Source organism: Mycolicibacter sp. MU0102 (genome assembly GCF_963378105.1).
In the GTDB taxonomy this organism is placed as follows: Bacteria; Actinomycetota; Actinomycetes; order Mycobacteriales; family Mycobacteriaceae; genus Mycobacterium; species Mycobacterium holstebronense.
In genome coordinates, this window is sequence record NZ_OY726398.1 from 1,595,159 (window position 1) to 1,621,350 (window position 26,192).

General features: G+C 66.9%; 27 protein-coding genes. 16 read left to right on the forward strand and 11 right to left on the reverse strand.

The genetic code is table 11. The features are described from left to right. Window positions 1-9: 9 nt before the first annotated feature. Window positions 10-1,170, reverse strand: coding sequence for an acyl-CoA dehydrogenase family protein (locus RCP37_RS07465; RefSeq protein ID WP_308486279.1), 1,161 nt, complete (start codon window positions 1,168-1,170; stop codon window positions 10-12). Window positions 1,171-1,279: 109 nt separating this feature from the next. Here RCP37_RS07465 and RCP37_RS07470 point away from each other — a divergent pair, with 109 nt between their 5' ends. From RCP37_RS07470 to holA, 4 genes are all read left to right on the forward strand, one after another. Further along, the gene (locus RCP37_RS07470) at window positions 1,280-1,816 is read left to right on the forward strand and encodes a DUF4352 domain-containing protein (protein ID WP_308486280.1); all 537 of its coding nucleotides are present in this window, start codon (window positions 1,280-1,282) and stop codon (window positions 1,814-1,816) included. A 106-nt stretch (window positions 1,817-1,922) separates the two neighbouring features. Continuing rightward, window positions 1,923-2,774, forward strand: a complete 852-nt coding sequence (locus tag RCP37_RS07475) for a ComEA family DNA-binding protein (RefSeq protein WP_308486281.1) — start codon at window positions 1,923-1,925, stop codon at window positions 2,772-2,774. Window positions 2,775-2,845: 71 nt separating this feature from the next. Next, entirely contained in the window at window positions 2,846-4,339 is a 1,494-nt protein-coding gene (locus tag RCP37_RS07480; protein ID WP_308486981.1) for a ComEC/Rec2 family competence protein, read from the forward strand. Between the two features lie 12 nt (window positions 4,340-4,351). Then, entirely contained in the window at window positions 4,352-5,314 is a 963-nt protein-coding gene (gene holA / locus RCP37_RS07485) for a DNA polymerase III subunit delta (protein ID WP_308486282.1), read from the forward strand. A 69-nt stretch (window positions 5,315-5,383) separates the two neighbouring features. Here the strand turns inward: holA and rpsT are convergent, their stop codons facing one another. Together rpsT and RCP37_RS07495 are read right to left on the reverse strand one after the other, a co-directional pair. After that, window positions 5,384-5,644: a 30S ribosomal protein S20 gene (gene rpsT, locus RCP37_RS07490; RefSeq protein ID WP_024440738.1), complete on the reverse strand. Its 261-nt coding sequence runs from the start codon at window positions 5,642-5,644 to the stop codon at window positions 5,384-5,386. Window positions 5,645-5,744: 100 nt separating this feature from the next. Beyond that, window positions 5,745-6,602, reverse strand: coding sequence for a ribonuclease Z (locus RCP37_RS07495; RefSeq protein ID WP_308486283.1), 858 nt, complete (start codon window positions 6,600-6,602; stop codon window positions 5,745-5,747). Window positions 6,603-6,728: 126 nt separating this feature from the next. Here RCP37_RS07495 and RCP37_RS07500 point away from each other — a divergent pair, with 126 nt between their 5' ends. Next, a complete protein-coding gene (locus RCP37_RS07500) occupies window positions 6,729-7,157 on the forward strand; it encodes a CBS domain-containing protein (RefSeq protein ID WP_308486284.1) in 429 nt (142 codons plus the stop codon). A gap of 12 nt (window positions 7,158-7,169) precedes the next feature. Here RCP37_RS07500 and RCP37_RS07505 read toward each other — a convergent pair whose 3' ends face one another. Then, the gene (locus tag RCP37_RS07505; RefSeq protein ID WP_308486285.1) at window positions 7,170-7,784 is read right to left on the reverse strand and encodes a type II toxin-antitoxin system PemK/MazF family toxin; all 615 of its coding nucleotides are present in this window, start codon (window positions 7,782-7,784) and stop codon (window positions 7,170-7,172) included. A gap of 588 nt (window positions 7,785-8,372) precedes the next feature. On the opposite strand from RCP37_RS07505, the gene RCP37_RS07510 reads away from it, so the two are divergent. The 4 genes from RCP37_RS07510 (at window position 8,373) to RCP37_RS07525 (ending at window position 12,592) form a co-directional block, all read left to right on the forward strand. Beyond that, window positions 8,373-8,933, forward strand: a complete 561-nt coding sequence (locus tag RCP37_RS07510) for a hypothetical protein (RefSeq protein WP_308486286.1) — start codon at window positions 8,373-8,375, stop codon at window positions 8,931-8,933. A 356-nt stretch (window positions 8,934-9,289) separates the two neighbouring features. Beyond that, a complete protein-coding gene (locus RCP37_RS07515) occupies window positions 9,290-9,823 on the forward strand; it encodes a hypothetical protein (RefSeq protein WP_308486287.1) in 534 nt (177 codons plus the stop codon). 73 nt (window positions 9,824-9,896) lie between these two features. Then, window positions 9,897-11,831: a translation elongation factor 4 gene (gene lepA / locus RCP37_RS07520; protein WP_308486982.1), complete on the forward strand. Its 1,935-nt coding sequence runs from the start codon at window positions 9,897-9,899 to the stop codon at window positions 11,829-11,831. Beyond that, window positions 11,831-12,592, forward strand: a complete 762-nt coding sequence (locus tag RCP37_RS07525) for a sensor domain-containing protein (RefSeq protein ID WP_308486288.1) — start codon at window positions 11,831-11,833, stop codon at window positions 12,590-12,592. The genes lepA and RCP37_RS07525 overlap by 1 nt, the downstream gene beginning before the upstream one ends. 34 nt (window positions 12,593-12,626) lie before the next feature. Here RCP37_RS07525 and RCP37_RS07530 read toward each other — a convergent pair whose 3' ends face one another. Further along, window positions 12,627-14,678 carry a glycoside hydrolase family 15 protein gene (locus RCP37_RS07530; protein WP_308486289.1) on the reverse strand — a complete coding sequence of 684 codons (2,052 nt, stop codon included), beginning with the start codon at window positions 14,676-14,678 and terminating at the stop codon, window positions 12,627-12,629. Between the two features lie 157 nt (window positions 14,679-14,835). Between RCP37_RS07530 and RCP37_RS07535 the strand changes: the two genes are divergently transcribed. The 5 genes from RCP37_RS07535 to RCP37_RS07555 all read left to right on the forward strand — a co-directional run bounded on the left by RCP37_RS07535 (window position 14,836) and on the right by RCP37_RS07555 (window position 19,121). After that, window positions 14,836-15,033: a hypothetical protein gene (locus RCP37_RS07535; protein ID WP_046283740.1), complete on the forward strand. Its 198-nt coding sequence runs from the start codon at window positions 14,836-14,838 to the stop codon at window positions 15,031-15,033. Window positions 15,034-15,399: 366 nt separating this feature from the next. Next, window positions 15,400-16,431: an extracellular solute-binding protein gene (locus RCP37_RS07540; protein ID WP_308486290.1), complete on the forward strand. Its 1,032-nt coding sequence runs from the start codon at window positions 15,400-15,402 to the stop codon at window positions 16,429-16,431. Next, window positions 16,428-17,279, forward strand: a complete 852-nt coding sequence (cysT, locus tag RCP37_RS07545; protein WP_308486291.1) for a sulfate ABC transporter permease subunit CysT — start codon at window positions 16,428-16,430, stop codon at window positions 17,277-17,279. The genes RCP37_RS07540 and cysT overlap by 4 nt, the downstream gene beginning before the upstream one ends. Before the next feature lies 1 nt (window position 17,280). Further along, window positions 17,281-18,093 (forward strand): sulfate ABC transporter permease subunit CysW, encoded by an 813-nt coding sequence (cysW, locus tag RCP37_RS07550; protein ID WP_308486292.1) that lies wholly within the window; start codon window positions 17,281-17,283, stop codon window positions 18,091-18,093. Beyond that, window positions 18,090-19,121, forward strand: coding sequence for a sulfate/molybdate ABC transporter ATP-binding protein (locus RCP37_RS07555; protein WP_308486293.1), 1,032 nt, complete (start codon window positions 18,090-18,092; stop codon window positions 19,119-19,121). Before cysW ends, RCP37_RS07555 begins: the two co-directional genes overlap by 4 nt. Window positions 19,122-19,162: 41 nt before the next feature. Here RCP37_RS07555 and RCP37_RS07560 read toward each other — a convergent pair whose 3' ends face one another. The 6 genes from RCP37_RS07560 to RCP37_RS22180 form a co-directional block, all read right to left on the reverse strand. After that, on the reverse strand, window positions 19,163-20,800 hold the full coding sequence (locus tag RCP37_RS07560; protein ID WP_308486294.1) for a diflavin oxidoreductase: 1,638 nt from the start codon (window positions 20,798-20,800) through the stop codon (window positions 19,163-19,165). Beyond that, on the reverse strand, window positions 20,797-21,609 hold the full coding sequence (locus tag RCP37_RS07565; RefSeq protein ID WP_373693120.1) for an iron reductase: 813 nt from the start codon (window positions 21,607-21,609) through the stop codon (window positions 20,797-20,799). Before RCP37_RS07565 ends, RCP37_RS07560 begins: the two co-directional genes overlap by 4 nt. A gap of 105 nt (window positions 21,610-21,714) precedes the next feature. Then, window positions 21,715-22,455 (reverse strand): sirohydrochlorin chelatase, encoded by a 741-nt coding sequence (locus RCP37_RS07570; RefSeq protein WP_308486296.1) that lies wholly within the window; start codon window positions 22,453-22,455, stop codon window positions 21,715-21,717. Further along, a complete protein-coding gene (locus tag RCP37_RS07575; protein ID WP_308486297.1) occupies window positions 22,434-23,174 on the reverse strand; it encodes a phosphoadenylyl-sulfate reductase in 741 nt (246 codons plus the stop codon). Before RCP37_RS07575 ends, RCP37_RS07570 begins: the two co-directional genes overlap by 22 nt. Beyond that, on the reverse strand, window positions 23,171-24,850 hold the full coding sequence (locus RCP37_RS07580; RefSeq protein ID WP_308486298.1) for a nitrite/sulfite reductase: 1,680 nt from the start codon (window positions 24,848-24,850) through the stop codon (window positions 23,171-23,173). The genes RCP37_RS07575 and RCP37_RS07580 overlap by 4 nt, the downstream gene beginning before the upstream one ends. A gap of 116 nt (window positions 24,851-24,966) precedes the next feature. Continuing rightward, window positions 24,967-25,137, reverse strand: a complete 171-nt coding sequence (locus tag RCP37_RS22180; RefSeq protein ID WP_350223005.1) for an Ms4527A family Cys-rich leader peptide — start codon at window positions 25,135-25,137, stop codon at window positions 24,967-24,969. Window positions 25,138-25,255: 118 nt separating this feature from the next. Here RCP37_RS22180 and RCP37_RS07585 point away from each other — a divergent pair, with 118 nt between their 5' ends. Next, entirely contained in the window at window positions 25,256-25,795 is a 540-nt protein-coding gene (locus RCP37_RS07585) for an Rv1363c family protein (protein ID WP_308486299.1), read from the forward strand. After that, complete coding sequence (locus RCP37_RS07590) at window positions 25,792-26,187, forward strand: transglycosylase family protein (protein ID WP_308486300.1); 396 nt, start codon at window positions 25,792-25,794, stop codon at window positions 26,185-26,187. The genes RCP37_RS07585 and RCP37_RS07590 overlap by 4 nt, the downstream gene beginning before the upstream one ends. Window positions 26,188-26,192: the final 5 nt, after the last annotated feature.

The following is a 26,192-nucleotide window of genomic DNA, read 5'->3' on the forward strand; positions in this document are numbered from 1 at the left end:
TCATACCTCCTAAAGGCCGAGAATGGTCGACGCGATGATGGTGCGCTGTACCTCGTTGCTGCCGCCGTAGATCGAGGTCTTGCGGTAGTTCAGATATGTCGGCGCCGCGTCCTGCGCCCAGGAGGGCGTTGCGATGCCGTCGCCTGCCTCGAAGGGCAGAACATCGGGACCGGCCAGCTCCACAAACAGCTCGGTGGCGGCCTGCTGCAGCTGGCTGCCCTGCAGCTTGAGCACCGACGACGCCGGGTTCGGCTTGCCGTCGGCGGAGTCGCTCGACACCCGCATCTGGGTGAGCTCGAGTGCCAGCAGATCGTTCTCGAGTTCGGCGACCCGGGCGGCGAACAACGGATCGTCGAGGGCCCCCAACGCCTTGGCGCGCTGCTTGAGTTCGGCGACACGCACCTTGGTACGGGTCACCCCGGCGATGCCGGTGCGCTCGTTGCCCAGCAGGAACTTCGCGTAAGTCCAGCCGTGGTTCTCCTCACCGACCAGCTGATCGGCGGGCACCCGCACGTCGGAGAAGAACACTTCGTTGACCTCGTAGCCGCCGTCGATCAGCTTGATCGGCCGCATGGTGACACCCGGTGTGTCGACGCGGAACAGCAGGAAGGAGATGCCGGCCTGCTTCTTGGGGGCCTGCGGGTCGGTGCGCACCAGGCAGAAGATCCAGTCCGCGTACTGGCCCAGCGTGGTCCAGGTCTTCTGCCCGTTGACGATGTAGCTGTCACCGTCGCGCACCGCGGTGGTGCGCAGGCTCGCCAGGTCGGAGCCGGCTTCGGGCTCAGAAAAGCCCTGGCACCACCAGATGTCCAGGTTGGCGGTGGCGGGCAGGAAGCGTTCCTTGATCGCCTGGGAACCGAATTCGGCGATCACCGGGCCGACCATCTTGGCGTTGAAGGTCAGCGGTTCGGGCACCGAGGCCAGCTGCATCTCGTCGTGCCAGATCTGGTGCTGGGTCAGCGTCCAGTCCTTGCCACCCCACTCGACCGGCCAGTTCGGTACCGCCAGGCCGTTGGCGTTGAGGATGCGCTGGGTCGTGACGATGTCCTCGGGAAAGTTCGAATGACCCAACCGGCTGCGTTCGCGAATGTCAGCCGGGATCTCGGTGGTGAAGAAGGTCCGCATCTCGTCGCGGAACGCTGCCTCCTCCGCGCTCAGTGCCAGTCTCACGTCGACCTCCCGGTTGGTTGGGTGAACTCACGGTTGGTATGCACCCTAATCGTCACTTCTGCGGCCGTTCGGGGGAGGGCTTACCGTGCGCTTTTGTACGCTGGACCTCATGAGACGGTGGGTCGTCGCGCTCTGTGCCCTGGTTTTGTCTCTCGTGTCGTGCTCGGCGGAGACGGCGGAGAAGGCCGAGTCGGACTCATCGCCGGGGGCCCGGCAAACACCGGCCCCGCGACCGGCCGCGCACATCGGTCAGACGCTGGACCTGATGCGCATCGGCGGGCAGAAGATCGCCGTGACGTTGACGGAGGTCATCGCACCGGCGACCGTCCCGAACGGCTGGGGCACGGCGGGCAAGACCTACCTTGCGACCAAGCTGCGGATCGAGAACGCCGGAACCACGACGATCGTCGGCAACAGCAACAGCGACGTCACGGTGGTGGGTTCGGACGACCAGAACTACCCGGCCGATTTCGCCACCGTGAACGAGTGCAAGGACTTCGCCTACGGCTGGTTCCTGATCGCCGCCGGATCGTCGAACACCGGCTGCGTCGTCTTCGCGCTGCCCACCGGGGTGACAGCGGCGAAGGTCCGCTATGCCCCGTCGTCGGGCATCTCGCAAGACGTCGGGGAGTGGCTGAACCCCTAACGCAGCGCCGCAGCAGGTTGCGCACAGTCCGCGGTTGATCCACAGACCAGCCAGGATCGTGCGCTGAGCGAACCGGACTGACAGTGCCGGCACCTACCGTCGGCGCATGGCACCAGAACCACCCGGCGAGCGGCTGCAGCGTCGACTCGGCCTGCTCCCGGACCCCGACCGTGGCGAGCACACCTCCGACACTGACGACGAGGATGACCCGAATTCGTTGCTGCCGCGTTGGCTTCCTGACGGTGCAGCCGAGGCGGGCTGGCTTGCCAAAGTGCGGGCCGACCCGGGCCGGGCCGGTGCGGTTGCCTTGGCGGTCATCGCTGCGGTGGCGGTGCTCATCACGGTGTTCACCGTGCTGCGTGATCAGCCTGCGCCAGTGCTGAGCGCGAAACTGCCACCGGTGGAGATGGTTTCGACAGCCAGTCCGCGCACCGACCAATCGGCCGCCGGCTCTGCGGCGCCGCCGGCCGAGCAGGTCGTGGTCAGCGTGGTCGGCCTGGTGCACAAGCCGGGTCTGGCGACGTTGTCGCCCGGATCCCGCATTGCCGATGCGCTGACCGCGGCCGGCGGGGCCCTCGACGGTGCGGATACGGTCGGACTGAATCTGGCCCGGCCCTTAGTCGATGGCGAACAGATCGTGGTCGGTCTGGCGCCGCCGGCAGGGCTACCGGTGCTGGGCAGTTCGGTGGGTGCCGTCTCGCCGGCGCCGGAAGCGCCCCGCACCAGCACCGCCCCAACCGGTCCCGAGCCCAAACATGAACCGGGCGAGCCGGTGAATCTCAACACCGCAACAGTCGAGCAGCTCGACGCCCTGCCCGGGGTGGGGCCGGTGACCGCGGCCGCGATCGTGGCCTGGCGCGACAGCCACGGGAAGTTCACCCGCGTCGATCAGCTCGGCGACGTCGACGGAATCGGCCCGGCGCGCTTGGAGAAGCTGCGTGCCCTGGTTCGTGTCTGAGCGTGACGTCGCCAGCGGCCGAACCGGCGCCGGCGGCCCGCCTCGACGTTCGGCTGGTGCCGGCGGCGGTGATGGGCTGGCTGGTCACCGCGGCCGGCATCCAGTGGCAGATCGGCGGCCTGCTGGCGGTGCTGTGTGCCCTGCTGGCGGTGGCTGCCGGGGTGTTGTGGTGGTACGCCGGACGGCGGGGGCGCCCCGGTTGGCGGCTGATGGGTGCGGCGGTTGCCGCGGCATCGATGGCGGGGGCGGGCTTCGGATGGGCTGTAGCGCTGCGTACCGCCTCCGTCGAGCACCACCCGATCGCCGCGCTGTGCGGCACGACCGCGACGGTGACGGTCACCCCGAGTGAGAGCCCACTGCCCGCCGGCGCGCGGCGGCTGATGTTCCGAGCCACCTTGCAGCGCCTCGACGACGTTGTCGCCTCGGGCCGGGTGTTGGTATTCGCCTCCAGCGCTGAGTTCGGCGAGGTGATGGTCGGCCAGTCGATGGCGTTCCGCGCGAAGGTCGCCCGCCCGGCCCGGCGGGATCTGTCGGTGGCGGTGCTCACCGCCAGCGGCGCTCCGGTGCGCGGGCAGCCCGGACCCGTCGCGCGGGCGGCACATCGGGTGCGGGCCCGGTTCGCGGTCGCCGCCACGCAAGTGCTGCCCGACGAGCAGGCCCGGATGTTGCCCGCGTTGGTGCTCGGCGACACTGCGGGGATCACGGCCGCCACCGGCCGAGACTTTCGGGCCGCGGGGCTGACGCATCTGATGGCGGTCTCCGGGGCCAACGTGACGATCGTCTGCGGTGCGGTGCTGTTTTCGGCGCGGTTGGTCGGGCCGCGGGCTGCCGTGGTGCTGGCCGGGGGCGCCCTGGTCGCGTTCGTGATCGTCGTGCAGCCCACGGCCAGCGTGCTGCGGGCGGCGGTGATGGGGGCCATCGCGCTGTTGGGCGTGCTCTCAGCGCGCAGCCGTCAGGCGGTGCCGAGCCTGGCCGCCAGTGTGTTGGTGCTGCTGGCGTTGGCCCCGCACCTGGCGGTCGACGTCGGGTTCGTGCTCTCGGTGGTGGCCACCGCGGCGCTGGTGCTCATCGCGCCGGTCTGGACGGCCCGGCTGGAGGCGCGAGGCTGGCCTCGGCCGCTGGCCGCCGCGGTCTGCGTGGCGTGGGCGGCCAACCTGGTCACCGCGCCGTTGATCGCCGGCATCTCCGGGCGGCTCAGCCTGGTCAGTACGGTGGCCAACCTGGCGGTGGCGGCGCTGGTCGCGCCGATCACCGTGCTGGGCAGCGCGGCGGCGGTGCTGTGCGGGTGGTGGCCCGCGGGTGCCTACTTATTGATCCGTTTCACCGGACCGGAGTTGTGGTGGGTGTGCCGCGTCGCGCGCTGGGCCGGCGCACTCCCGGCCGCCGCTGTGCCGGTGCCGGACGGCGCCATGGGGGTCGTCGGGGTCGGCGCCGCCGCAGTACTGGTAGTGATTTGTTGGCGGTGGCGGTGGTGCCGCCGGGTGCTGGCCGCGCTGGGGCTATGCCTGCTGGCGTGGTCGGCCGCGCAGGTGTTGACCGGCTGGGCGGGTGTCGGCGCAGCGTGACACGATTGGCGGGTGAGCCAAGCGGTTTCGCCCCTGCACCTGATCCTCGGGGACGAGGAGCTGCTGGTCGATCGGGCGGTTGGTCAGGTACTCGCCGGAGTGCGGGCACAGGCCGGCAGCACCGACATCCCGGTGGACCGGTTGCGTGCCGGTGAGGTCGAAGCGGGCGAACTCGCCGAGCTGCTGAGCCCGTCGCTGTTCGCAGACGAGCGGGTGGTGGTGCTCGAGGCCGCAGCCGAAGCCGGCAAGGAGGCGGTGGCGCTGATCGCCGCCACGGCTGAGGACGTCCCGCTGGGCACCGTGCTGGTGGTGGTGCATTCGGGTGCGGGGCGGGCCAAGGCGCTGGCCGGGCAGCTGCGGGAACTCGGTGCCGAGGTGCACGCCTGTGCCCGCATCACCAAGGCCTCCGAACGTGCTGACTTCGTGCGGGCCGAGTTCCGCGGGCTCAAGGTCCGGGTCGACGACGACACCGTGACGGCGCTGCTCGATGCGGTGGGCTCTGACATTCGCGAACTGGCCGCGGCCTGTTCGCAGCTGGTCGCGGACACCGGTGGGCACGTCGACGCCATCGCGGTGCGCCGCTATCACAGCGGCAAAGCCGAGGTGAAAGGGTTTGACGTCGCCGATCGGGCGGTCGTGGGCGACGTCGCCGGTGCCACCGAAGCGCTGCGCTGGGCGATGATTCGTGGCGAACCGCATGTGGTGCTGGCCGACGCCCTGGCCGAGGCGATTCACACCATCGCCCGGGTGCGGTCCAAGTCCGGTGATCCCTACCGGCTGGCCGGTGAATTGGGCATGCCGCCGTGGCGGGTGCAGAAGGCGCAGAAGCAGGCCCGGTTCTGGTCGCCGGGGACGATGGCGGCTGCGGTGCGGCTGGTGGCCGCCCTCAACGCCGATGTCAAAGGCGCCGCTGCCGACGCCGACTACGCGCTGGAGGCCGCGGTCCGCGGGGTCGCCGAGTTGGCCGACCGCTGATCCAGGCAACACGAAGGCCCCTGTTCACCAGTGGAAACAGGGGCCTACGTTTGCGGGCAGTCCGCTAGGTCAGAGCTGGTTGAGCGCCTTCGCCAGCGCCGACTTCTTGTTGGCGGCCTGGTTCTTGTGGATGACGCCCTTGCTGGCGGCCTTGTCCAGCTTGCGGCTGGTCGAGACCAGCAGCACGCCGGCCTTGTCCTTGTCACCGGCTGCGGCGGCCTCGCGGAAGGCACGGATCGCGGTGCGCACCGCCGACTTCACCGACTGGTTGCGCAGCCGGGCCTGCTCGTTGGTCCGGTTGCGCTTCACCTGCGACTTGATGTTGGCCACGGAGTAATTCCTTCGCAAAAGCTTGAGTTGGGTTTGCCTCCCGAGGCGGGAGCAACAGCTGTTCAGGGTACCAGCTGGTTCGGTAACTCCCCAACTCGCCTCAGCTGCGGGCGGTCACCTCGACTCGATGCAGGTCGTCGCCGAGTTCGATCGGCCCGTCGAATTTCGCGGCGGCCAGCGCCCGCCACTGCTCTTCCTGTCCGGGCGCGATGGCGGGCACATAGTGGGTCAGCACCAGGATGCCCGCCCCGGCGCGCTTGGCGGTCGCGGCAGCCTGGGCCACCGAGGAGTGGTAGTCGCAGATATCGCGGATGCGCTGCTGGGGCAGCAACTCGATGAGGTCGCTGCGGATGACGGTGTGCACCAACGCACCGGCTCCGGCCGCCAGCTCGTCGAGGCTGTCGCAGGGCACGGTGTCGCCGGCCAGCACCACCGAGGCGGTCCCGTTTTCGTCGGAGTGCTCGATCCGGAATCCGATGGTCGGTGTCACCGGCCGGTGGTCGGTGGGCGCCACGGTGATCCGCACCCGGTCGCGGTCCCAGACCTGGCCGGTGGTGTATTCCTGCACGTCGACCGGGGGAGGGGCGGTCAGATCGTCGTGGTGGGCAATGCGGTAGCCGATGTCGTGACCAAAGGCGCGCAGGGTCGCCTCCACCACCTCTGCGGTGCCCGGCGGGCCGATGATCGGCAGCGGTGGGATATCCGGGGTGAAGGTGGTGACCCATCTGGTGATCAGCAGATCGCCCAGGTCGGCGATGTGGTCGCTGTGCAGGTGGGTGAGCAGCAGTGCCGAGAGGGTGTTGGCCGAGCCGCCCGCCGCTGCCAAACGTTGCAGCACCCCGCGTCCGCAGTCGACCAGCAGTTGCTGGCCTCCGGCTCGGATCAGGGTCGACGGTCCGGCGCGGTTCGGGTCGGGGATAGGGCTTCCAGTGCCCAGCAGGGTGATCTCGATCGTCATGACGTCACATATGCCACAGATGTCGCCCGTGCGCTAGGCGATCGGCTGAGTTTCGTTATCGCCACCCCCGACCGGGCGAAATGGCCTAGCCTGGTGTGAAGCAGATCACTGCGGCGGGAGGCTTCAATGCGGATCGCGGATGTATTGCGGAACAAGGGTGCGGCGGTGGTGACCATCCATCCGGATGCCACGGTCATGGAGTTGCTGGCGGGCTTGGCCGAGCACAACATCGGCGCCATGGTGGTGATCGGACGTGAGGGCTTGGAGGGAGTGGCCTCCGAGCGTGACGTGGTACGCCAGCTACATGTCCACGGCGCCAGTCTGCTGGCTCGGCCGGTGTCGGCCATCATGACCCGCTTGGTGGCGACCTGCGTCAAGACCGACTCCGCCGACGACGTCAGCATGTTGATGACAGAGCACCGCGCGCGTCATATTCCGGTGCTGGAAAACGGCCGATTGGCCGGGATCGTCAGCATCGGCGACATCGTCAAGTCCCGGATGGAAGAACTGCAGGCCGAGCACGAGCAACTGCGCGACTACATCGCCCAGGGCTAGCCGGCCGCAGCGTCAGCTCCACGCGTAGTCGCTGCGCAGGCGGGCGGCCACCACCTCGAACACCGAACGCTCCAGGATGGCGCCTTCGCGCCGGATCGATTCCTCGGGCACGTCGAGCACTCGGTCGAGCCGCACCCAGCTGATCCGGTGAGCGTCATCCCAGGTGCCCGCGCCGATGCCGACCCAGTTCGTGTCCTCGGCATGTCGTTGCCTGCTGGACAGCATCAGGCCCAGCAGCATGTTGCGGTCGCGGCCGACGACCAATACCGGCCGATCTTTGCCGCGGTCTGGCTCGTCCTCGTAGGCCACCCACGTCCAGACGATCTCGCCCGGGTCGGCGCGACCGTTGAGATCAGGGGCGTACACAAGCCGGCGTGCCCGATGCGCGGTGGGAACACTGCTGTCGGTCACGGGACGGCCGGCGGCGATCTGGGTAGCCGCCTCCGATGTCGCGCCGCTGAGCATTTCCAATCCGATCTTGATGCCCTGCTCGATGCCGCGCTGGAGGCGCTGCTGTACCTGCGGTGCCTGCTCGAGTTGGCGGATGAACCGTGGGGCTTCGTTGAACACCAGGTTCACCGCGAATCGCTGCACCGACTCCCATGGGGTCTTCCGCGGGGAAGCCATGCTCGCAGCATAGGCGAAACCCGTTTCGGGCACCGGTTTCTGGGCCACCGCTGCACCGTCATGGCCGCCGCGGTTCCTTGACGTGGACGTAAACAAAAGACACAGGAATCTGTACGAAAACTGAAGCGCCACTTGTGTTGTCCGCAGAGAGGCATCGGCGTACGGTACGGGAATATTGATTAACAGGGGGCTTCTTTTCAACGGGCCGGCGCAGGTATATCGGGGGCGTCAGCCGGACGGAAGATTTCAATCGGTGGGTGGAAGTCGCCGAAAACCGCAGTCTGGGGAGGGTCTTGGCTTTCCTCCGGGGGTGCTTGACGTGGGGCAAGTCACCGCCCGGAACGACATGTACGGCATGGCGTTCGCCGGCAATTGATGCCTTGGCTGAGGCCGGCGTGTGATCGCCCGGGTCCTTCTGTGCACCGAGGGGCTATCAGGAGGTATATGGATTTGCGCAACAATCACGCAGGGTTTCAATCGTAACCAGATTAGTGAAACTGACAGAGCCCCTGCGGCTTTCAGTGATAGTGCTGGGGGGCTCCTGGGGCGGGTGACCGCCAACCAGAGACATCGCGAAAGGCATTGAACATGAACATGCGCAAAATCGTCGTCGTTGGTGGCTTCGCCGCCGGCGCGGCTTTCGTATTGGCCCCGTTGGCTTCGGCCGACCCGGCCCCGGTCACCGACCCATTGGCGCCCCTCGTAAGCAGCGAGATCGGGTCGATGAACTTCCTCTTCGGCACCGACACCTTCCTGGCGGGCGTCCCTGCTAGCGACATCAACACTCCTGCAGGTGACTTCGACACCATCAAGTCGGCAGCCATTCCGACGGTGCAGGACGATGGCAAGACCTTGTTCGACTACCTCGTCTACGGACTGAACCCGACCTTGGCGGGGCTGGCAACCGACCCGGGCGCCTACAACGTCTACAACGGCGCGATGGTTCCGTTTGACGACGGCATCAACTCGCTACTGTTCGCGATGATGAACGGCGGCGACAAGCTCGACTGGGACAGTGGGGACCTGTTCGGCGGCACCAGCGCGATGACCATCGCTGACAACGCCGACAACGGCTGGATGGAGGCCTCAAGCTACTTCCAGTTCGCCTTGGGTGACCTGCTGGGTTACTTCGGCATCTTCAGCGCTTAGCCGCGGCCCGAAGCGAGGCCCCCGGAGGACCGTCTCCGGGGGCTTCGTCTTGCTGCGGCACCGTCGTTCCGCTCGTTCACTTGGAGATTCCTCAGACATCCGATGCGTGGGTACGGACGGCCCAGCCTGTGACTACGGAGACGAGCTGACGTGCGCAAACCCGGTTCACCTTGGGGGAGGGTGGGGGAAGAATCCCAGGAAGCCAAAGTAAAAGTGAATATTCACTTGTATTGATCACAGGCCTTTGTTAGATTTAATCCGGCTTGCAGCAAAGGTGCTGGGGGGAGCCGCCGGCGGGGGTGGGGAAAACCGGCCGCCGGGCAGTGAGGTTGAAGGGCATTTTGGGGGGAATGGACATGCGGAAAATCGGCGTGCTCGGCAGCTTTGCCGCTGGTATGGCACTCGCGTTGGCGCCGTTGGCGGCTGCCGACGACTCGACCGGCTTCGACTTCGGCGCGGTGCTGGCCAGTGAAATTCAGTCGATGAACTTCCTCTTCGAGTCGCAGGCCACCATGGCCGGTGTCGGGGACAAGGTCATCGACGCCTCCGCTGCCCAGCCCTTTCTGACCATCGATAAAGACGACGTGAACGCCGCCTTCGGGACGCTGCTCTACGGCGTCAACTGGGAGAACGAGATCTCCTCCGACCCGGGCGCCTACAGCCTGCTCAACGGCGCGCTCACGGAGTTCATCGACGGCAACAACGTGCTGTTGTTCGCGATCCTCAATGGCGGCGACCAGATCGACGTCGAGAACGCGGCCGACTACCTGTTCGGATCCGACGCCGCGATCACCGCAGGTCTGGCCGGCGAAAGTGCCTGGGAGGACGCTGCACTCTTCTTCCAGGCTGGCATGGCTGACATCGGCGGTTACTTCGCGATTGACCTGTAATCGTCGCTCGGAAACGCAAACCCCCGGAGATGGGTCTCCGGGGGTTTCGTTTTGAAGCCTCCGCCTCGCTACCCTGACTAGGCAGAAGGCACTACCGCCCCCCGTTCACCAGGAGATTCCCATCAGCAGTTTCGCCGACCAGACCTTCACCGCGCCGGCGCAGATACGGAACTTCTGCATCATCGCCCACATCGACCACGGCAAGTCCACCCTGGCCGACCGGATGCTGCAGCTCACCGGCGTCGTCGACGACCGATCGATGCGTGCCCAGTATCTGGACCGAATGGACATCGAGCGGGAACGCGGCATCACCATCAAGGCGCAGAACGTTCGGCTGCCCTGGTCGGTCAAGGACGACCCGGAGACGGGCCCGCGTAACGGTGCGACAGCCGGCGATTACGTGCTGCATCTGATCGACACCCCTGGTCACGTCGACTTCACCTATGAGGTGTCGCGTGCGCTGGAGGCCTGCGAGGGCGCGATTCTGCTGGTGGATGCGGCCCAGGGCATCGAAGCCCAGACCCTGGCCAACCTGTACCTGGCGTTGGACCGTGAACTGACCATCATCCCGGTGCTCAACAAGATCGACCTGCCCGCGGCTGACCCAGAGCGTTACGCCGCGGAACTGGCCCACATCATCGGCTGCGAACCGGAAGACGTGCTGAAGGTTTCCGGCAAGACCGGCGAAGGCGTGGCCGAGCTGCTCGACGAAGTGGTCAAGCAAGTCCCAGCGCCCACCGGCGACGCCGACGCGCCCGCGCGGGCGATGATCTTCGACTCCGTCTACGACATTTACCGCGGCGTGGTCACCTACGTCCGTGTCGTCGACGGCAGGATCACCCCGCGCGAGAAGATCGCGATGATGTCCACCGGCGCCACCCACGAGCTGCTCGAGGTCGGCATCGTCTCCCCGGAACCCAAGGCCACCAAGGGGCTTGGCGTCGGCGAGGTGGGTTACCTGATCACCGGCGTGAAGGACGTGCGCCAATCCAAGGTGGGTGACACCGTCACCTCCGCACGCAACGGCGCTACCGAGGCGCTGACGGGATACCGTGAGCCCAAGCCGATGGTCTATTCCGGGCTGTATCCGGTAGACGGGTCGGACTACCCGAACCTGCGCGAGGCGCTGGACAAACTGCAGCTCAACGACGCGGCTCTGACCTACGAGCCGGAAACGTCGGTGGCGCTGGGCTTCGGTTTCCGCTGCGGCTTCCTGGGTCTGCTGCACATGGAGATCACCCGCGAGCGGCTAGAGCGCGAGTTCAACCTCGACCTGATCTCCACCGCACCCAACGTCGTCTACCGGGTGATCGCCGAGGACAACAGCGAGATCATCGTCACCAACCCGTCGGACTGGCCGGAAGGCAAGATCCGCACCGTCTTTGAGCCCGTCGTCAAGACCACCGTGATCGCGCCGAGCGAGTTCGTCGGCACCATCATGGAACTGTGCCAGTCTCGCCGTGGGGAACTCGGCGGCATGGACTACCTCTCACCGGAGCGGGTCGAGCTGCGCTACACGATGCCGTTGGGCGAGATCATCTTTGACTTCTTCGACTCGCTGAAGTCGCGCACTCGCGGCTACGCCAGTTTGGACTACGAGGAGGCCGGCGAGCAGGAGGCCGACTTGGTCAAGGTCGATATCCTGCTGCAGGGCGAGGCGGTGGACGCGTTCAGTGCGATCGTCCACAAGGACTCGGCCTCGGCGTACGGCAACAAGATGACCACCAAGCTCAAGGAGCTGATCCCGCGGCAGCAGTTCGAAGTGCCGGTGCAGGCCGCTATCGGCTCGAGAATCATTGCCCGCGAAAACATCCGGGCCATCCGCAAGGACGTGCTGTCCAAGTGCTACGGCGGTGACATCACCCGTAAGCGCAAGCTGCTGGAAAAGCAGAAAGAGGGCAAGAAGCGGATGAAGACCATCGGTCGGGTCGACGTGCCGCAGGAGGCATTCGTCGCGGCACTGTCAACCGACAGCGCGGGTCCTGCCGGAGATAAGGCCAAGAAGTAGTGGCCTCCCGGGCGGGCGCAATCGCGGTGGGCGCGGTCGCGGTCGTGCTGCTGGCCAGCGGGTGCACCACGGTGGTCTCCGGAACGGTCCGGCCCGCACCCGGATTGGCGCCCACGCCCGTGACCGGGATGGCGGTCCGGCAGGTGTTGCTCGATGACTCTGAGCTGTCGAAGCTGACCCGCCAGCCCTTCCGCAGCGACCCCTCGCTGCCGCCGCGGTTCGGCGGCCTCGACGAGCTACCCGACGCGTGGGAGTCGGCCGAGCCACAAGACTGTGTCGGCGCGGCGGTGGGCGGTCAGCGCAGCGTCTACAGCGCCGCCCGGGTGCGCGACGCCGCCCATGAGTTCTGGGACAGCTCCAGCGACGACTCGCCGCTGACCGGGGTGGGCGAGGCGGTCATCGCACTGGACAGTGCCGCAGACGCCGACGCGCTCTTCGAGAAGTTCGTCCAGCAGTGGGGCAGCTGCGATGGGGTAGTGGTGACGCGGGACAGCGGGGCTGACAGCGAGGCCAGCGGCGAGGTCACCGACGTCTCCAACCAGGACGCGGTATTGGTGGCCACTGTGCGCACCAGTGTGGACGGTGAAGCGGGACTACGGGTTTCGCGGGCGCTCGCGGCGCGGGTGAACTGCATCGTCGACATTGATGTGTTCTGGTTCGTCGAGGACGATGACCACTCCGGTGCGCCGCCCAGCGGCGACACCACGGCCGCCGACCTGGCTCGGGCGATGCTGGACAAGGTCCGCAACCTCAGCGGCTGATCCCCGGCCGAACGCTCGCGCGAAAGTACAAGCCCTACATAGGTGCGTTCGCGGGCTGGAAACCTCCGGTGGAGTCGGCCTCCTCCTCGGCCCGAATCACGTGGACGACCGCGTTGATCAGCGCCAGGTGCGTGAAGGCCTGCGGGAAGTTGCCCAGGTGCCGGCCGGTGCGGGGCTCGATCTCCTCGGCGTAGAGGTGCAACGGGCTGGCGAACGACAACAGCCGCTCACACAGATGCTTGGCCCGGCTGACCTCGCCGATCTCCACCAACGCCGAGACCAGCCAGAACGAGCAGATGGTGAAGGTGCCCTCGGCGCCGGACAGCCCGTCGTCGGTCTCCTCGGTCCGATAGCGCAGCACCAGACCGTCTTCGGTGAGTTCTTCGGCGATCGCCATAACGGTGGCGCGCACCCGCGGGTCATCGGCCGGCAGGAACCGGGTGAGCACCACCAGCAGCAACGATGCGTCCAGCGCCGTGCTGCCGTAGGTCTGGGTCAGCACGCCGCGGGAATCCACGCCGTTGGCCAGCACGTCAGCCTTGATCTCCTCGGCGATCGCCCGCCACTGCTTGGCGTAGGAGACCGCGCCCTGCAGCTCGGCCAGTTTCGACCCGCGGTCCAGCGCCACCCAGCACATCACCTTCGACGAGGTGAAGTGCTGCGGTTCGCCGCGCACCTCCCAGATGCCTCGGTCCGGTTCGCGCCAGTGCTTGATCGCCTCTTCCACCTGACGTTTCAGCACCGGCCACAGGGTTTCTGGGATCTGCTCGCGGGACTTGGCGTGCAGGTAGACCGAGTCCAGCATGGTGCCCCAGATGTCGTGCTGTTGCTGGTTGTAGGCGCCATTGCCGATCCGCACCGGACGGGCGTTGTCGTAGCCGGACAGGTGATCGAGCTCCTGCTCGACCAGTTCATGCTCCCCGCCGACGCCATACATCACCTGCAACGGGTGCTGCTGCCCGTTGTTGACGCCGGATACGTCGGCGATGAATGAGAAGAAGTCGTCGGCCTCGCGGTCCAGCCCCAGTGTGTACAGGCCCCATAGCGTGAACGCCGAGTCCCGCACCCAGCTGTACCGGTAGTCCCAATTCCGTTCGCCCTGAGGCGTTTCCGGCAGCGACGTGGTGGGCGCAGCCAGCAGCGCCCCGGTCGGTGAGTAGGTCAGGCCCTTGAGCGTCAGCGCGCTGCGCTGCAGATATGAGCGCCACGGATGGTCGGGGAAGTTTCCGATGTTGATCCATTGCCGCCAGCACTCGGTGGTGTTCCACATCTTGTCTGCGGCTTCGGCATAGCTTTGCGGCGCAGGGTGTTTCGACCAGCTCAAGGCCACGAAGACGTCGTCGCCCTCAGTGAGCCGGGTGCGGGCTCGGGCTTCCCGGCCCTCCAGCCCGAGCCGCAGATTCGTCGTCAGTCGCAGCGTCGGGTGGGCGTCCGGATTCTGCCGGGCCCGCGCGATCGCCTCGCCGTAGGCGTTGGCCGAGTACTCCCAGGTGGCGCTGGTGCGGTGATAGTCGAAGGCCGGCTCGCAGCTCATAGTCAGCTCGACGGTGCCGCTGACGCAACGCACCGTGCGCAGCAGGATGTGTTCGGCGTCCCAGTCGGTGGGGGTGCGCCGGTGAGTCTGCGACCGGGCCTCGATGTCGTGCCACTTACCCATCACCAAGGCGTCGCGCACGATCAACCATCCGGTGTGGGTCTGCCAGGTGGTTTCCATGATGGGACTGCCGGGCAGGTAGCGCCGGGCCGCGGGCACCGACACTCCGTAGGGGCCGAGCCGAAAATGCCCGGCGCTGCGGTCCAACAGGGCACCGAAGACGCTGGGGGAGTCCGGGCGCGGCAGGCACATCCACTCCACCGAGCCCGCTGCCGAGATCAGGCAGGTGTTCTCGCAGTCTGAGAGAAACGCGTAGTCGGCGATCGGGGGAAACGGATTGCGGACCTGGCTTTGTGTCGCCGCATAGGGCACTGGGGCGGTCGCCGACAGCGGTGGTGTCGTCGGGACAGCGGTGTGGGTGCCTCCGGCCGGCGTGGCGACGTCAGGGGCGGTCTTGGCGGGTGCATCGCCCGGCGGGGTGTGCAGGTCCATTCCGTCATCATCGCTGGCGGCATGGCGCACGTCTACCCGGATCGGCTGACCTCCGCTTCGCCCGGCTTCGCCGCGCTAGCGATCGCCGCTGTGTCGATGGCGGCGATCCGCTTCGCCCGGCTTCGCCGCGCTTGCGATCGCCGCTAGAGTCATGGGGGTGGTGGGCTTTCTGAGCTGGTGGGACGGTGTTGAGCTGTGGCTGTCGGGCCTCGGCTTCGTGGTACAGACCGCAGTGGTGATGCCGGTGGTGTTGTTGCTGGCCTACGGCTTGGCCTCGGTGTTGGACGCGGTACTGGGGGAGGGAATTCGGGTGCAGGAGCGTGTCCGGCACGGTCGTGACGGTGGGGCCCGCTGATGCCTCGTTCGCAGGTGACGCTGGTGCTGGTCAGCCTGATTGTGCTGGTGATCGTCAGCTGGCTGCTGACGCGTTGACCCGTTAGACCCGCCGTACCGGGCCCAGAGTTACCCGCGTCGACCTCTGTTATGCTTCCCCGCATGTTCGCAGCGACCGGTGACCGGCAGCGCCAGTTTTTGGCGTTCCCGAAGCTCGCCGTGATCACTTCCGCTGTGGCCGACCTGCACTGTTGTCGTTGATACCGCAACCGTCGGCGTGCCGGTGTCGTCTTTGTTGACGCACGTTCTCTGAATCGAACGCCTTTCGCGATCCGACGGACAAGCATTCTTGCCGACGTCTAAACGGATTCGCCCGGAAAGGTCATCAATGCCCAATACCATCGCGCGCAGCATCGCGCTGGCACTGGCTGCCGCCACGGCAGTCACCACACTCGCCGGGTGTGGCGGTGGACCCAGCGATGTCGTTGGAGGTGGCGAGCGCTCGGATGCGCACACCACCCTGACGCTGGTGGCCTACGCGGTTCCCGAACCCGGTTGGAGCAAGGTGATCCCGGCCTTCTACAACACCAAGGAGGGCGCCGATGTTCAGGTCGTCACCTCCTACGGCGCATCGGGCGATCAGTCCCGCGGCGTTGCCAGCGGCAAGCCCGCCGACATCGTGAACTTCTCGGTGGAACCCGACGTCACTCGACTGGTGAAGGCCGGCAAGGTCGCCGAGGACTGGAACGCCGATGTCACCAGGGGTATCCCGTTCGGTTCGGTGGTGACTTTGGTAGTCCGGCAGGGCAATCCCAAGCACATCAACGGCTGGGACGACCTGCTGCGGCCCGGGGTCGAAGTGATCAGCCCCAGCCCACTGAGCTCTGGATCTGCCAAATGGAATCTGCTGGCTCCGTACGCCGTCAAAAGCGAGGGCGGCAAGAACCCGCAGGCCGGCCTGGACTTCATCGAAAAGCTGGTCAGTGACCATTTCAAGCTGCGCCCGGGCTCTGGTCGCGAGGCCACCGATGTGTTCCTGCAGGGCAGTGGCGACGTGCTGATCAGCTACGAGAACGAGGCCATCGCGGTCGAGCGCAAGGGCAAACCGGTGGAGCACGTCAACCCGTCGCAGACCTTCAAGATCGAGAACCCGTTGGCTGTGGTGACCTCCAGCCGCCACCTGGACACCGTCACCGCGTTCAAGAATTTCCAGTACACGGCGGCGGCGCAGCGCCTCTGGGCCGAAGCCGGGTTCCGTCCGGCCGACCCGAGCATCGCCGACGAGTTCCGCCACGCGTTCCCGGATCCCGACAAGCTGTGGACGATCGCCGACCTCGGCGGGTGGGACGTCGTCGACAACTCCCTCTTCGATAAGTCGAGTGGCGCCATCACCAAGATCTACACCCGGGTCACCGGATGAGCGCGGCACTGGTCACCGAGGAGACTCGGCCCGGCGAGGGTGGCAGCCATTCGAAATTCCGGCGTGAAGGGGTGTCGCTGCGCGTCGGTGCCGCCACGGTGTGGCTGTCGCTGATCGTGTTGGCGCCGCTGGCCGCGATCGCCTGGCAGGCGGGCGGCGGTGGATGGCGCGCGTTTCAGTTGGCGGTCAGCTCGCACGCTGCACTGCAGTCGTTCCGGGTGACGCTGACCATCGCAGCCGGCGTCACGGTGCTCAACCTGGTGTTCGGCCTATTGATCGCCTGGGTCCTGGTGCGCGACGACTTCTTTGGCAAGCGCTTCATCGATGTGATCATCGATCTGCCGTTCGCGTTGCCCACCATCGTCGCGAGTCTGGTGATGCTGGCGCTCTACGGCCCTGCCAGCCCGGTGCACGTGCACCTGCAGCACACCGCCTGGGGCGTCGGCCTGGCGCTGGCGTTCGTCACGTTGCCCTTCGTGGTGCGGTCCGTGCAACCAGTGCTGCTGGAGATCGACCGGGAGGTCGAGGAAGCGGCCGCGTCGCTGGGTGCCTCCGGGCTGACCATCTTCCGCGCGGTGGTGCTACCGGCACTGACCCCGGCACTACTGACGGGGGCGGGGCTGGCGTTCTCGCGGGCGATCGGCGAGTTCGGCTCGGTGGTGTTGATCGGTGGCGCGGTGCCCGGTAAGACCGAAGTGTCCTCGCAGTGGATCCGCACGCTGATCGAGAACGACGACCGCACCGGTGCGGCGGCGATCTCGTTGGTGCTGCTCGGGGTTTCGTTCCTGGTGCTGCTCGCGTTGCGGGTGCTGGGATCGCGAGTGAGCAAGCGGCAGGAGAGGTCCTGATATGACGTCGACACGGAAATTCCGCTATCTGTTCCGCTTCCTGGCGGTGGCCTACGTCAGCTTGCTGTTGATCGTCCCGGTGTCGCTGATCCTGTGGCGCAGCTTCGAGCCCGGTTTCGGGCAGTTCGTCGACTACATCTCCACACCGGCTGCCATCTCGGCACTGCAGCTGTCGCTGCTGGTGGTGGCGATTGTGGTGCCGCTGAATGTCATCTTCGGTATTCCGACGGCATTGGTATTGGCGCGCAATAAGTTCCGCGGCAAGGGCGTGCTGCAGGCGGTCATTGATCTGCCCTTCGCGGTCTCTCCGGTGATCGTCGGTGTGGCGCTGGTCGTGCTGTGGGGATCTGCCGGGTTGTTGGGCTTCGTCGAGAACGACTGGGGCTTCAAGATCATCTTCGGCCTGCCCGGCATCGTGCTGGCCAGCATCTTCGTCACGCTGCCGTTCGTGATCCGGGAAGTCGAACCGGTGCTGCACGAACTGGGCACCGATATGGAGGAAGCGTCGGCCACGCTGGGTTCGAGCTGGTGGCAGACGTTCTGGCGGATCACGTTGCCCTCGATCCGTTGGGGGCTGACGTACGGGATCGTGCTGACAGTGGCGCGCACCCTCGGCGAGTACGGCGCGGTGTTGATCGTGTCGTCGAATCTGCCCGGAAAGTCCCAGACGCTGACGCTGCTGGTGTCTGACCGTTACAACCGCGGCGCCGAATACGGCGCCTACGCCTTGTCCACGCTGCTGATGACAGTGTCGGTGTTGGTCTTGATCGTTCAGGTGGTGCTCGACGTTCGGGCCGGAAAGGGAAACAAATGAGCAACGCAATCACGGTGCGCGGGGCGAACAAGCGCTACGGCGACTTCGTCGCATTGGATAACGTCGACTTCGCGGTCCCGTCCGGTTCGCTCACGGCCCTGCTCGGCCCCAGCGGCTCGGGTAAATCGACGCTGCTGCGGGCCATCGCCGGCCTGGACCACCCGGACAGCGGAACGGTCACCATCAACGGAGTCGACGTCACCGGTGTGCCGCCGCAGCGGCGCGGGATCGGGTTCGTCTTCCAGCACTACGCGGCGTTCAAGCACATGACGGTGCGCGACAACGTGGCGTTCGGGCTCAAGATCCGCAAGCGGCCCAAGGCAGAGATCAAGGACAAGGTAGACAACCTGCTGGAAGTGGTGGGGCTCAGCGGTTTCCAGACCCGCTATCCCAACCAGCTCTCCGGCGGTCAGCGCCAGCGGATGGCACTGGCACGGGCCCTTGCGGTGGACCCGCAGGTGTTGCTGCTCGACGAGCCGTTCGGGGCGTTGGACGCCAAGGTTAGGGAAGACCTGCGGGCTTGGCTGCGCCGCCTGCACGACGAGGTGCACGTCACCACGGTGCTGGTCACCCACGACCAGGCCGAGGCGCTGGACGTCGCAGACCGGATCGCCGTGCTGAACCAGGGCCGCATCGAGCAGCTCGGCACCCCGACCGAGGTCTACGACGCTCCGGCGAACGCGTTCGTCATGTCGTTCTTGGGTGCGGTGTCCTCGCTCAACGGGGCCCTGGTCCGTCCGCACGACATCCGGGTCGGCCGCACCCCCGACATGGCGGTGTCCGCGGCGACGGTCGACGGCGCCGACGGGGTCGGCGTGCTGCGTGCCACCGTCGACCGGGTGGTGGCGCTGGGCTTCGAGGTGCGAGTCGAGCTCACCAACGCCGCCACTGGAGTGCCGTTCACTGCCCAGATCACCCGCGGGGACGCCGAAGCGCTCGCGTTGGCCGAGGGGGACACCGTCTACGTGCGGGCCACCCGGGTGCCGCCGCTGAGTGACGTGGCGGTCGACGCACCGGTGCCCGCGTAACAGCGGGAGGCCTTCCCCGCGCCGGACCGCGCGGGGAAGGTTTAGTAGACGTCCCGCAGGTACCGGTGCGTCTTGATGAGCTGGTTGACATACGCGTGCGCCGCGGCGGTGTCCATGTTGCCGGCGCTGGCCACGATGGCGTGCAATGCGGCGTCGACGTCCTTGGCCATGCGCTCGGCATCACCGCACACGTAGAGCAGCGCACCCTCTTCCAGCCAGCTGAACAGCTCGGTTGAATGCTCCCACATGCGTTGCTGGACATACCGGTTCGGTGCGTCGGCGGCGCCGTCGCGGGAGAACGCAAGGTCGAGCCGGGACAGCACCCCTGACCGCAGGTACTCCTCGAACTCGTCGCGGTAGAGGAAGTCAGAGTCCCGGCGCCGGTTCCCGAAGAACAGCCACGAACGTCCCGTCGCGCCGGCGGCGCGGCGTTCTTGCAGAAACGCTCGAAACGGCGCCACCCCGGTCCCGGGGCCGATCATGATGACCGGAACGTCGGGCCCGGGCAGTCGGAACGAGTGGGTGGGCCGTAGGTGTACGTGGACGGAGTCGGCGCGATCGGCCAGGAACGTGGTCGCCACGCCGCCGTAGCGGCGGTTTGCGAGGCCGTAACGCACGGTCGCGACGGTCAGGTGAACGTGGTCGGGGCTGACCAGCGGACTCGAGGCTATCGAGTAGTCGCGGTACTGCAGCGGACGCAGCGTGTCGATCACCTCGTCCGCAGTCAGCGATCCCAGTCTGATCAGGTCGAGTACGTCCCTGCCGTAGAGCCACGATCCCTGTGCCGCAACGGTATTCCCGTTAAGGGCGGCTGCGGCATGCTCATCGCGGGTGCGTGACGCTGTCAGTTCCCGCAGTGCCCGCGACGGCGTCCGGATCTCGAGGCTATGCGTGAGCAGCGCACCGAGGGGCTCGTCGTGGCCGGGCACCGTATGGTCGGGTCCCAGGCCGAACTCGGCCAAGATGGCGTCGACGAGGGCGAGATCGTTGGTCGGATGTACGGCCAGGGAATCGCCTGCGGCATAGGCGATGCCGGAGCCGGTGAGATCCAGCTCGTAGTGACGGACCTCCTTGTCGGATCCGGGTTTTGTGAGCAGCCGGTTGACCACCACGCGGGCTTCGAAAGGGTGGTCCCGGTCGGGGTGGGTCGGCGCGGCCTCGTCGGGAGCGTGTGCCGCTCGGCTAGACACGACCACGCCGGCAGCGGGCGTGGCGTGCTCGGCTGCCAGGAGCTTGACGACGTCGGTCGTCCAGGCCGCGGCCGGCTTGGCATAGGACCCGTCGATGTCGACGCGTTCGGCCAACCGGGTGGCGCCCAGCTGCTCCAGACGGTCGTCGAGCAATCGGCCGGCGTTACAGAACAAGTCGTAGCCGGTATCGCCGAGGGCGAGCACGGCGAAACTCAGGTGTTCGAGACGGTCGGCGGCCTCCGCGCTCAGTGCTTCCCAGAACAGATTGGCGTTGTCGGGAAACTCGCCGTCGCCCCAGGTGGAGGTGACGACGATGAGGTGGGTGGTCGACTGCAGCTCGGTGATGTCGACTTGGTTGAGTTCGACGGCTTCCGCGGTGCGACCGGTGGTTTCTTGGAAGGCTTCGGCGAACGACATGGCGGCATCCTCGGCGTTGCCCATGTCGCTGCCGTAGCCGACGAGCATTGAGAAGTCGGGGTGGGAGTTCACAGTTGGGGACCGCCCGAACTCGACACCGTGCTGGTGGGGACCCGACGGAGAGCCGCCTTCGGCTGGACTGCCGACATGGCGGGCCCGCGCACCGGCAGGCCGAAGCCGACCATCGCGTCCAGGATGGCCTGGCTTCGCCGGAAGCTGATGGCCTCGTCCTGCTCGGTGCGGCGCGGCAGCTGGGCGGCGGCCACCACCACCGTCGATCCCAGGAGCTGCCACATCGACGAGATCGAGATCGCTCCTTCGCACACCGAGTGGAGCCAGACGAACAGCGGCGCCAAGGTTCGGTGGCAGCGGTGGGCCGCCCAGGTGGTCAGGGCCGACTCGCTCGGCAGCACCACCACCGTGTCGGTGTAACAGCGCTCGTCCTTCTCGTTGGTCCAGGGATCGTCGGGGAGCGCTCGCACGGTCGGGTCGACAACGGCCACCCAGTCGATGTCGTTGTCCCGGTCGAAGTGCACCCACAGGTTCTCCAACCCGGTGTCCCACGCGCGTCCCTCGAGCAGCACCAGGGGGAGAAGCCGACCCAACACTTCGTGGATCAGGCGCGCAGCCAGTACGTTTCCTGCCGCGCGTCGATCGGTCAAAGCGGCGGTCTCGTAGAAGCGGATCCGCAGGCGATCGAGGGTGAAGACCGAATCCAACGGGAACCATCGGCGCTTGTTGACGTCAGCGAGAACCGCGACACCGTAGGTTCGCGGGCAATGCGGATGGAGCTGGCGAAGCCTGGTACACGATTCGTGCAGCGCGAACCGCCGACGAATTACCATTCTCGCGATAAGGGGATCCTCGCCCATGGACGTCACCCAAGCTCCTTACGTAGGTTAGGCTAACCATACTAAGAGCGAAGGGTGGCGATGAGCGCTGTGACGGGTTTCACTGGGGTGCGGTCGTGGGCGGACCGCCGTTCGTCAGGCCGCGCTCTGCGCCGTCAGGACGTCTTCGACGCGGTCCAGCACGGTCGCGGCCACCAGGCGGTGCGCGCCGAGCGGCTCGGCCACCGGGATTCCCGCTTGTGCGGCGTAGGCAGCGACCCGGTCGGTGATTCGGCCGTGGGCCAAAAACCACGGGGCGATCATCAGCTTGGTGGCACCGCGTGCCCGCAACCGTTCGACGGCTTCGGGCACCGACGGCTGGGGACCTTCAGTGGCGAAGGCGACTTCCACTCCGGCCCAACGTGTTCCGCGAGACAGTGGGGCCGCGATCGTGGCGGTCTGCGCGTTGGCCGCCGGACGCGAGGAGCCCACCGCGACCACCACCACGCCCAGCTCGGGGTCGAATCGCGAGGCACCGGCGCTCGAAAGGCGTTCGCCGAGAACCTGCACCAGGCGGCTGTCCTCGCCCAGTGTCGGAGCGACCCGCACGGCGACGCCGGACTCCGCGATCATTGCCGGAATGTCGACGCGGGCGTGGTAGGCGCTGGCCAACAGCAGGGGGACGACGATGGTGTCGCCGGCGTTGCCACCGGTCTCGGGCAGCACATCGCGCAGGTTCGGGGTGCTGTGTTCGCAGAACGCCACCCGCACGGCGTATTCGGGCGCCACCCGGCGCAGATGCCCGGCGATCGCATGGGTGTTGGCCGCTGCGCGCGGATCCCGGCTGCCGTGTGCGGTCAGCACCAGCGTGGTGGTCACGAGGCGTGAAGCCCGCATTCGGTCTTGGTCAGGCCGGCCCAGCGTCCGCTGCGCGGATCGGCGCCGGCCGCCGGCTTGATCGTGCACGGCGCGCAGCCGATCGACGGGTAACCTTCATCGATCAGCGGGTTGACCAGCACGTTGTTGGCGACGATGTATGCGTCGAACTCCTCGTCGGACCACGCTGCGATCGCGTTGATCTTCACCAGTCCGAACTGGTCGTCGTAACTGATCAGCGGTGCGTTGGCACGTGTCGGTGCTTCCACCCGGCGCAGCCCGGTGACCCACGCCGAGTAGTTGCGCAGCGTGCGGGACAGCGGCTCGACCTTGCGCAGCCGGCAGCACAGTGCCGGATTGGATCCGAACAGGTCCTTGCCGTGGGCCGCATCCTGCTCCGCCACGGTCTGTTCCGGGGTGACGTTGACCAATTGGATGTCGTACATCGACTCCACCGCGTCGCGGGTGCCGATGGTCTCGGCGAAGTGGTAGCCGGTGTCAAGGAACAGCACCGGAACTCCGGCGCGGACCTTGGCCGCCAGATCCACCAGCACTGCGTCGGCCATGTTGGAGGCCACCACGTAGTTGCAGGAGGCGGGTCCTGTTGAAGCGTCGAGCCCATTTACCCCGCCGAAGTTCGCGTCCGTCCACTCCAGCAGCTCGGTGGCGCTGGCGCCGTCGAGCTCGGCCGCGCCCTTGGCGGCCAGCTCACGCAACTCCGCTTCGCTGTGGACCCTCATCGCAGATCGTCTTCTTCGGCACGCACCGCCCACTGGGCGAAACGCTCACCGGCGCTGCGCTGTTTGATGAAGTTGCGTATGACTCGCTCGATGTAGTCGCCGAGTTCGTCGCTGTAGACCTTGTGCTGGCGCAGCTTGCGACCGAACCCGCTGTCGGCGCCCAGGCTGCCGCCGAGGTGCACCTGGAAGCCGGGGACCGAATTGCCCTCGCCGTCGTCGATCATCTGGCCCTTGAACCCGATGTCGGCCACCTGGATACGAGCGCACGAGTTCGGGCAACCGTTGATGTTGACCGTGACCGGCACGTCCAGGACGGCGTTGAGGTCGTCGAGGCGCTGCTCGAGTTCGGGGACCAGGCTCTGAGCCCGCACCCGGGTCTCGACGAACGACAGCTTGCAGAATTCCAGACCGGTGCAGGCCATCAAATTACGCCGCCACGCCGACGGGTTGGCCGGGAGTCCCAGTTCATCGAGTCCAGCGAGCAGGCCCTCGAGCTTCTCGTCGGGCACGTCGAGGATGATCAGCTTCTGGTGCGTGGTGAACCGGGCCCGGTCCGTGCCGACCTGCTCCATCAGCTCGGCCACCTTGACCAGCGTCTGGCCCTTGACCCGTCCAGAGATCGGCGCCACTCCGACCGCGTTGAGGCCATTGCGGGTCTTCTGCACACCGACGTGGTCGATGGGGGCGGTGGGCTGCGCGGGCGCCGGGCCATCGATCAGCGGGCGCTTGAGGTATTCCTGCTCGAGAACTTCCCTGAATTTTTCAGGCCCCCAGTCCTTGACCAGGAACTTCAGCCGAGCCTTGGAACGCAGCCGGCGGTAGCCGTAGTCGCGGTACAAGCTGGTGACGGCTTCCCAAACGTCGGGCACCTCGTCCAGCGGCACCCAGGCGCCGAGCCGCTGAGCCAGCATCGGGTTGGTCGACAGCCCGCCACCGACCCACAGGTCCAGGCCGGGGCCGTGCTCGGGGTGGTTGACCCCGATGAAGGAGATGTCGTTGACCTCGTGGGCGACGTCCTGCAGGCCCGAAACGGCGGTCTTGAACTTGCGCGGCAGGTTGGCGAAGTCCGGGTTACCGATGTAGCGGCGGACGATCTCGTCGAGGGCGGACGACGGGTCGAGTACCTCGTCGAGGGATTCACCGGCCAGCGGAGAACCCAGCATGGCGCGGGGGCAGTCGCCGCAGGCCTCGGTGGTCTGCAGGCCGACTTCGGCCAGCCTGTCCCAGATCTCCGGCACCTTCTCGATCTCGATCCAGTGGTACTGCACGTTCTGGCGGTCGGAGATGTCGGCGGTGTTGCGAGCGAAGTCGACGGAGATCTGACCCAGCGTCCGCATGGCGGCGGCCGACAGCGCCTTACCGTCGCAGCGCACCCGCATCATGAAGTACTTGGCCTCCAGCAGGTCGGCGTTCTCGTCGCCGGTGAAGGTGCCGTCGTAGCCCTGCTCACGCTGGGTGTAGAGGCCCATCCAGCGGAATCGCCCACGCAGGTCGTCCTTGCTGATGGAGTCGAACCCCTGCTTGGAGTACACGTCGATGATCCGGGCCTGCACGTTCAGCGCCGGGTCTTCCTGCTTGAACTGCTCGTTGTGGTTGACCGGTTCGGTCTCACCGAGCGCCCACTGGGCCTCGCTGCGCTTGGCCTTGCTCGGGGGAGCAGTCGGAGTGGCGGTCATCGATTCTCCTTCAAAGAGGAGCCGGCGGGATTGAGCGCGGTTCACCGGCGTCTGTCTCCGGCGGCGGCGCAGATCCGGCGGCCAGCTGGAAAATACAGGTGGGCGGTTCTACGACATCAAGGCAGACAGCGACAGCTGCAAACACGCTTGAAATCGATATGCCGCCGAGCCACCAAGGCAACCCCGGACGAGGTGCAGTAGGCGGCGGTCACAGCGCCGATTATGCCATGGATGCCGAAAATCTTCCTTACCGGCGCAAAGTTGTGATCAGCGTGAGCAAAACTCATCTGGTGCTCGATGCTACGGCGGTCGGGCCGGGGGAGCGGATCGGTACGGCTCGGGGGTGATGCGCCCCGGCGCCGGACCACCGCAGACGAACAGCCGATCGGAAGGCGGGTGGGACAGGTGAGTGTCGACTTCGGATGGGAACCGGCGTGGGAACCACTGCCGGTGGCCGACCCGCCACCGCGCACGAGCGGCCGTGCTCAGCTGCGCCGCTGGCTGGCCGTGGCGACGCTGGCGGCCACCGTCGGTTGCGGCGGATGGCTGGCGGTCCAGCATTACCAAACCCACCTCGCGGGTGAGCAGGCCCTGGAGGCTGCCGAGGCATATGTGTTGCGGCTGAGCAATATCGACGCCGACAACGTTGATCGCAATTTCGCCGACATCACCGACGGATCGACCGGGCAGTTCCGGACCATGCACACCCGCTCCAGCGTGCGGTTGCGTCAGCAACTGATCGAAACCAGGGCAACGGCGCGCGGGCACGTTGCCGAGGCGGTGCTGAAATCCGCTGACCGCAGCCACGCCGTGGTGGTGCTGCTGGTCGACCAGGCGGTGCGCAACGCCGACAACCCCGAACCCGTGCTCGACCACAGCCGGATCCGGATGACCATGGAAAAGGTCGACGGCCGCTGGCTGGCCAGCAAGGTGGAGTTGGTATGAGGAAGTTCACAGCGCTGACGGCGGGCGTGCTGCTGGCCGGAGTCGCCGAATTATCCGGCGCGGCCAGCGCCGACCCGATCGACTGGGAAGCCATCGCCCTGTGCGAGTCCGGCGGGAACTGGTCCGCCGATACCGGCGACGGCGGCTACGGCGGGCTCCAGATCAGCGGCGTGGACTGGGACACCAACGGCGGGGTGGGACTGCCCTCGCAGGCCACCAAGCAGCAGCAGATCGCCGTCGCCAAGCGCATCATGGCCAACCGGGGTCCCGGGGCATGGTCGGGATGCGTAGCGCGCAGCGATGGCGCCGCGGCGGCGCCGGTCGGCTCGCTGACCCACTATGTGACGACGCTCTACGAGGACACCCCGGGGGCCGGCGCGCCGTCCGACTGAGGCGT

What these genes read in the sequence shown, in the direction of transcription:
- RCP37_RS07470 (WP_308486280.1), top strand. Translation starts at nt 1,280, where the DNA reads ATGAGACGGTGGGTCGTCGCGCTCTGTGCCCTGGTTTTGTCTCTCGTG.
- RCP37_RS07475 (WP_308486281.1), top strand. Translation starts at nt 1,923, where the DNA reads ATGGCACCAGAACCACCCGGCGAGCGGCTGCAGCGTCGACTCGGCCTG.
- RCP37_RS07480 (WP_308486981.1), top strand. Translation starts at nt 2,846, where the DNA reads ATGGGCTGGCTGGTCACCGCGGCCGGCATCCAGTGGCAGATCGGCGGC.
- RCP37_RS07495 (WP_308486283.1), bottom strand. Translation starts at nt 6,602, where the DNA reads ATGACGATCGAGATCACCCTGCTGGGCACTGGAAGCCCTATCCCCGAC.
- RCP37_RS07500 (WP_308486284.1), top strand. Translation starts at nt 6,729, where the DNA reads ATGCGGATCGCGGATGTATTGCGGAACAAGGGTGCGGCGGTGGTGACC.
- RCP37_RS07505 (WP_308486285.1), bottom strand. Translation starts at nt 7,784, where the DNA reads ATGGCTTCCCCGCGGAAGACCCCATGGGAGTCGGTGCAGCGATTCGCG.
- RCP37_RS07510 (WP_308486286.1), top strand. Translation starts at nt 8,373, where the DNA reads ATGAACATGCGCAAAATCGTCGTCGTTGGTGGCTTCGCCGCCGGCGCG.
- RCP37_RS07515 (WP_308486287.1), top strand. Translation starts at nt 9,290, where the DNA reads ATGCGGAAAATCGGCGTGCTCGGCAGCTTTGCCGCTGGTATGGCACTC.
- RCP37_RS07530 (WP_308486289.1), bottom strand. Translation starts at nt 14,678, where the DNA reads ATGGACCTGCACACCCCGCCGGGCGATGCACCCGCCAAGACCGCCCCT.
- RCP37_RS07540 (WP_308486290.1), top strand. Translation starts at nt 15,400, where the DNA reads ATGCCCAATACCATCGCGCGCAGCATCGCGCTGGCACTGGCTGCCGCC.
- cysT (WP_308486291.1), top strand. Translation starts at nt 16,428, where the DNA reads ATGAGCGCGGCACTGGTCACCGAGGAGACTCGGCCCGGCGAGGGTGGC.
- cysW (WP_308486292.1), top strand. Translation starts at nt 17,281, where the DNA reads ATGACGTCGACACGGAAATTCCGCTATCTGTTCCGCTTCCTGGCGGTG.
- RCP37_RS07555 (WP_308486293.1), top strand. Translation starts at nt 18,090, where the DNA reads ATGAGCAACGCAATCACGGTGCGCGGGGCGAACAAGCGCTACGGCGAC.
- RCP37_RS07570 (WP_308486296.1), bottom strand. Translation starts at nt 22,455, where the DNA reads ATGCGGGCTTCACGCCTCGTGACCACCACGCTGGTGCTGACCGCACAC.
- RCP37_RS07575 (WP_308486297.1), bottom strand. Translation starts at nt 23,174, where the DNA reads ATGAGGGTCCACAGCGAAGCGGAGTTGCGTGAGCTGGCCGCCAAGGGC.
- RCP37_RS07580 (WP_308486298.1), bottom strand. Translation starts at nt 24,850, where the DNA reads ATGACCGCCACTCCGACTGCTCCCCCGAGCAAGGCCAAGCGCAGCGAG.
- RCP37_RS22180 (WP_350223005.1), bottom strand. Translation starts at nt 25,137, where the DNA reads ATGAGTTTTGCTCACGCTGATCACAACTTTGCGCCGGTAAGGAAGATT.
- RCP37_RS07590 (WP_308486300.1), top strand. Translation starts at nt 25,792, where the DNA reads ATGAGGAAGTTCACAGCGCTGACGGCGGGCGTGCTGCTGGCCGGAGTC.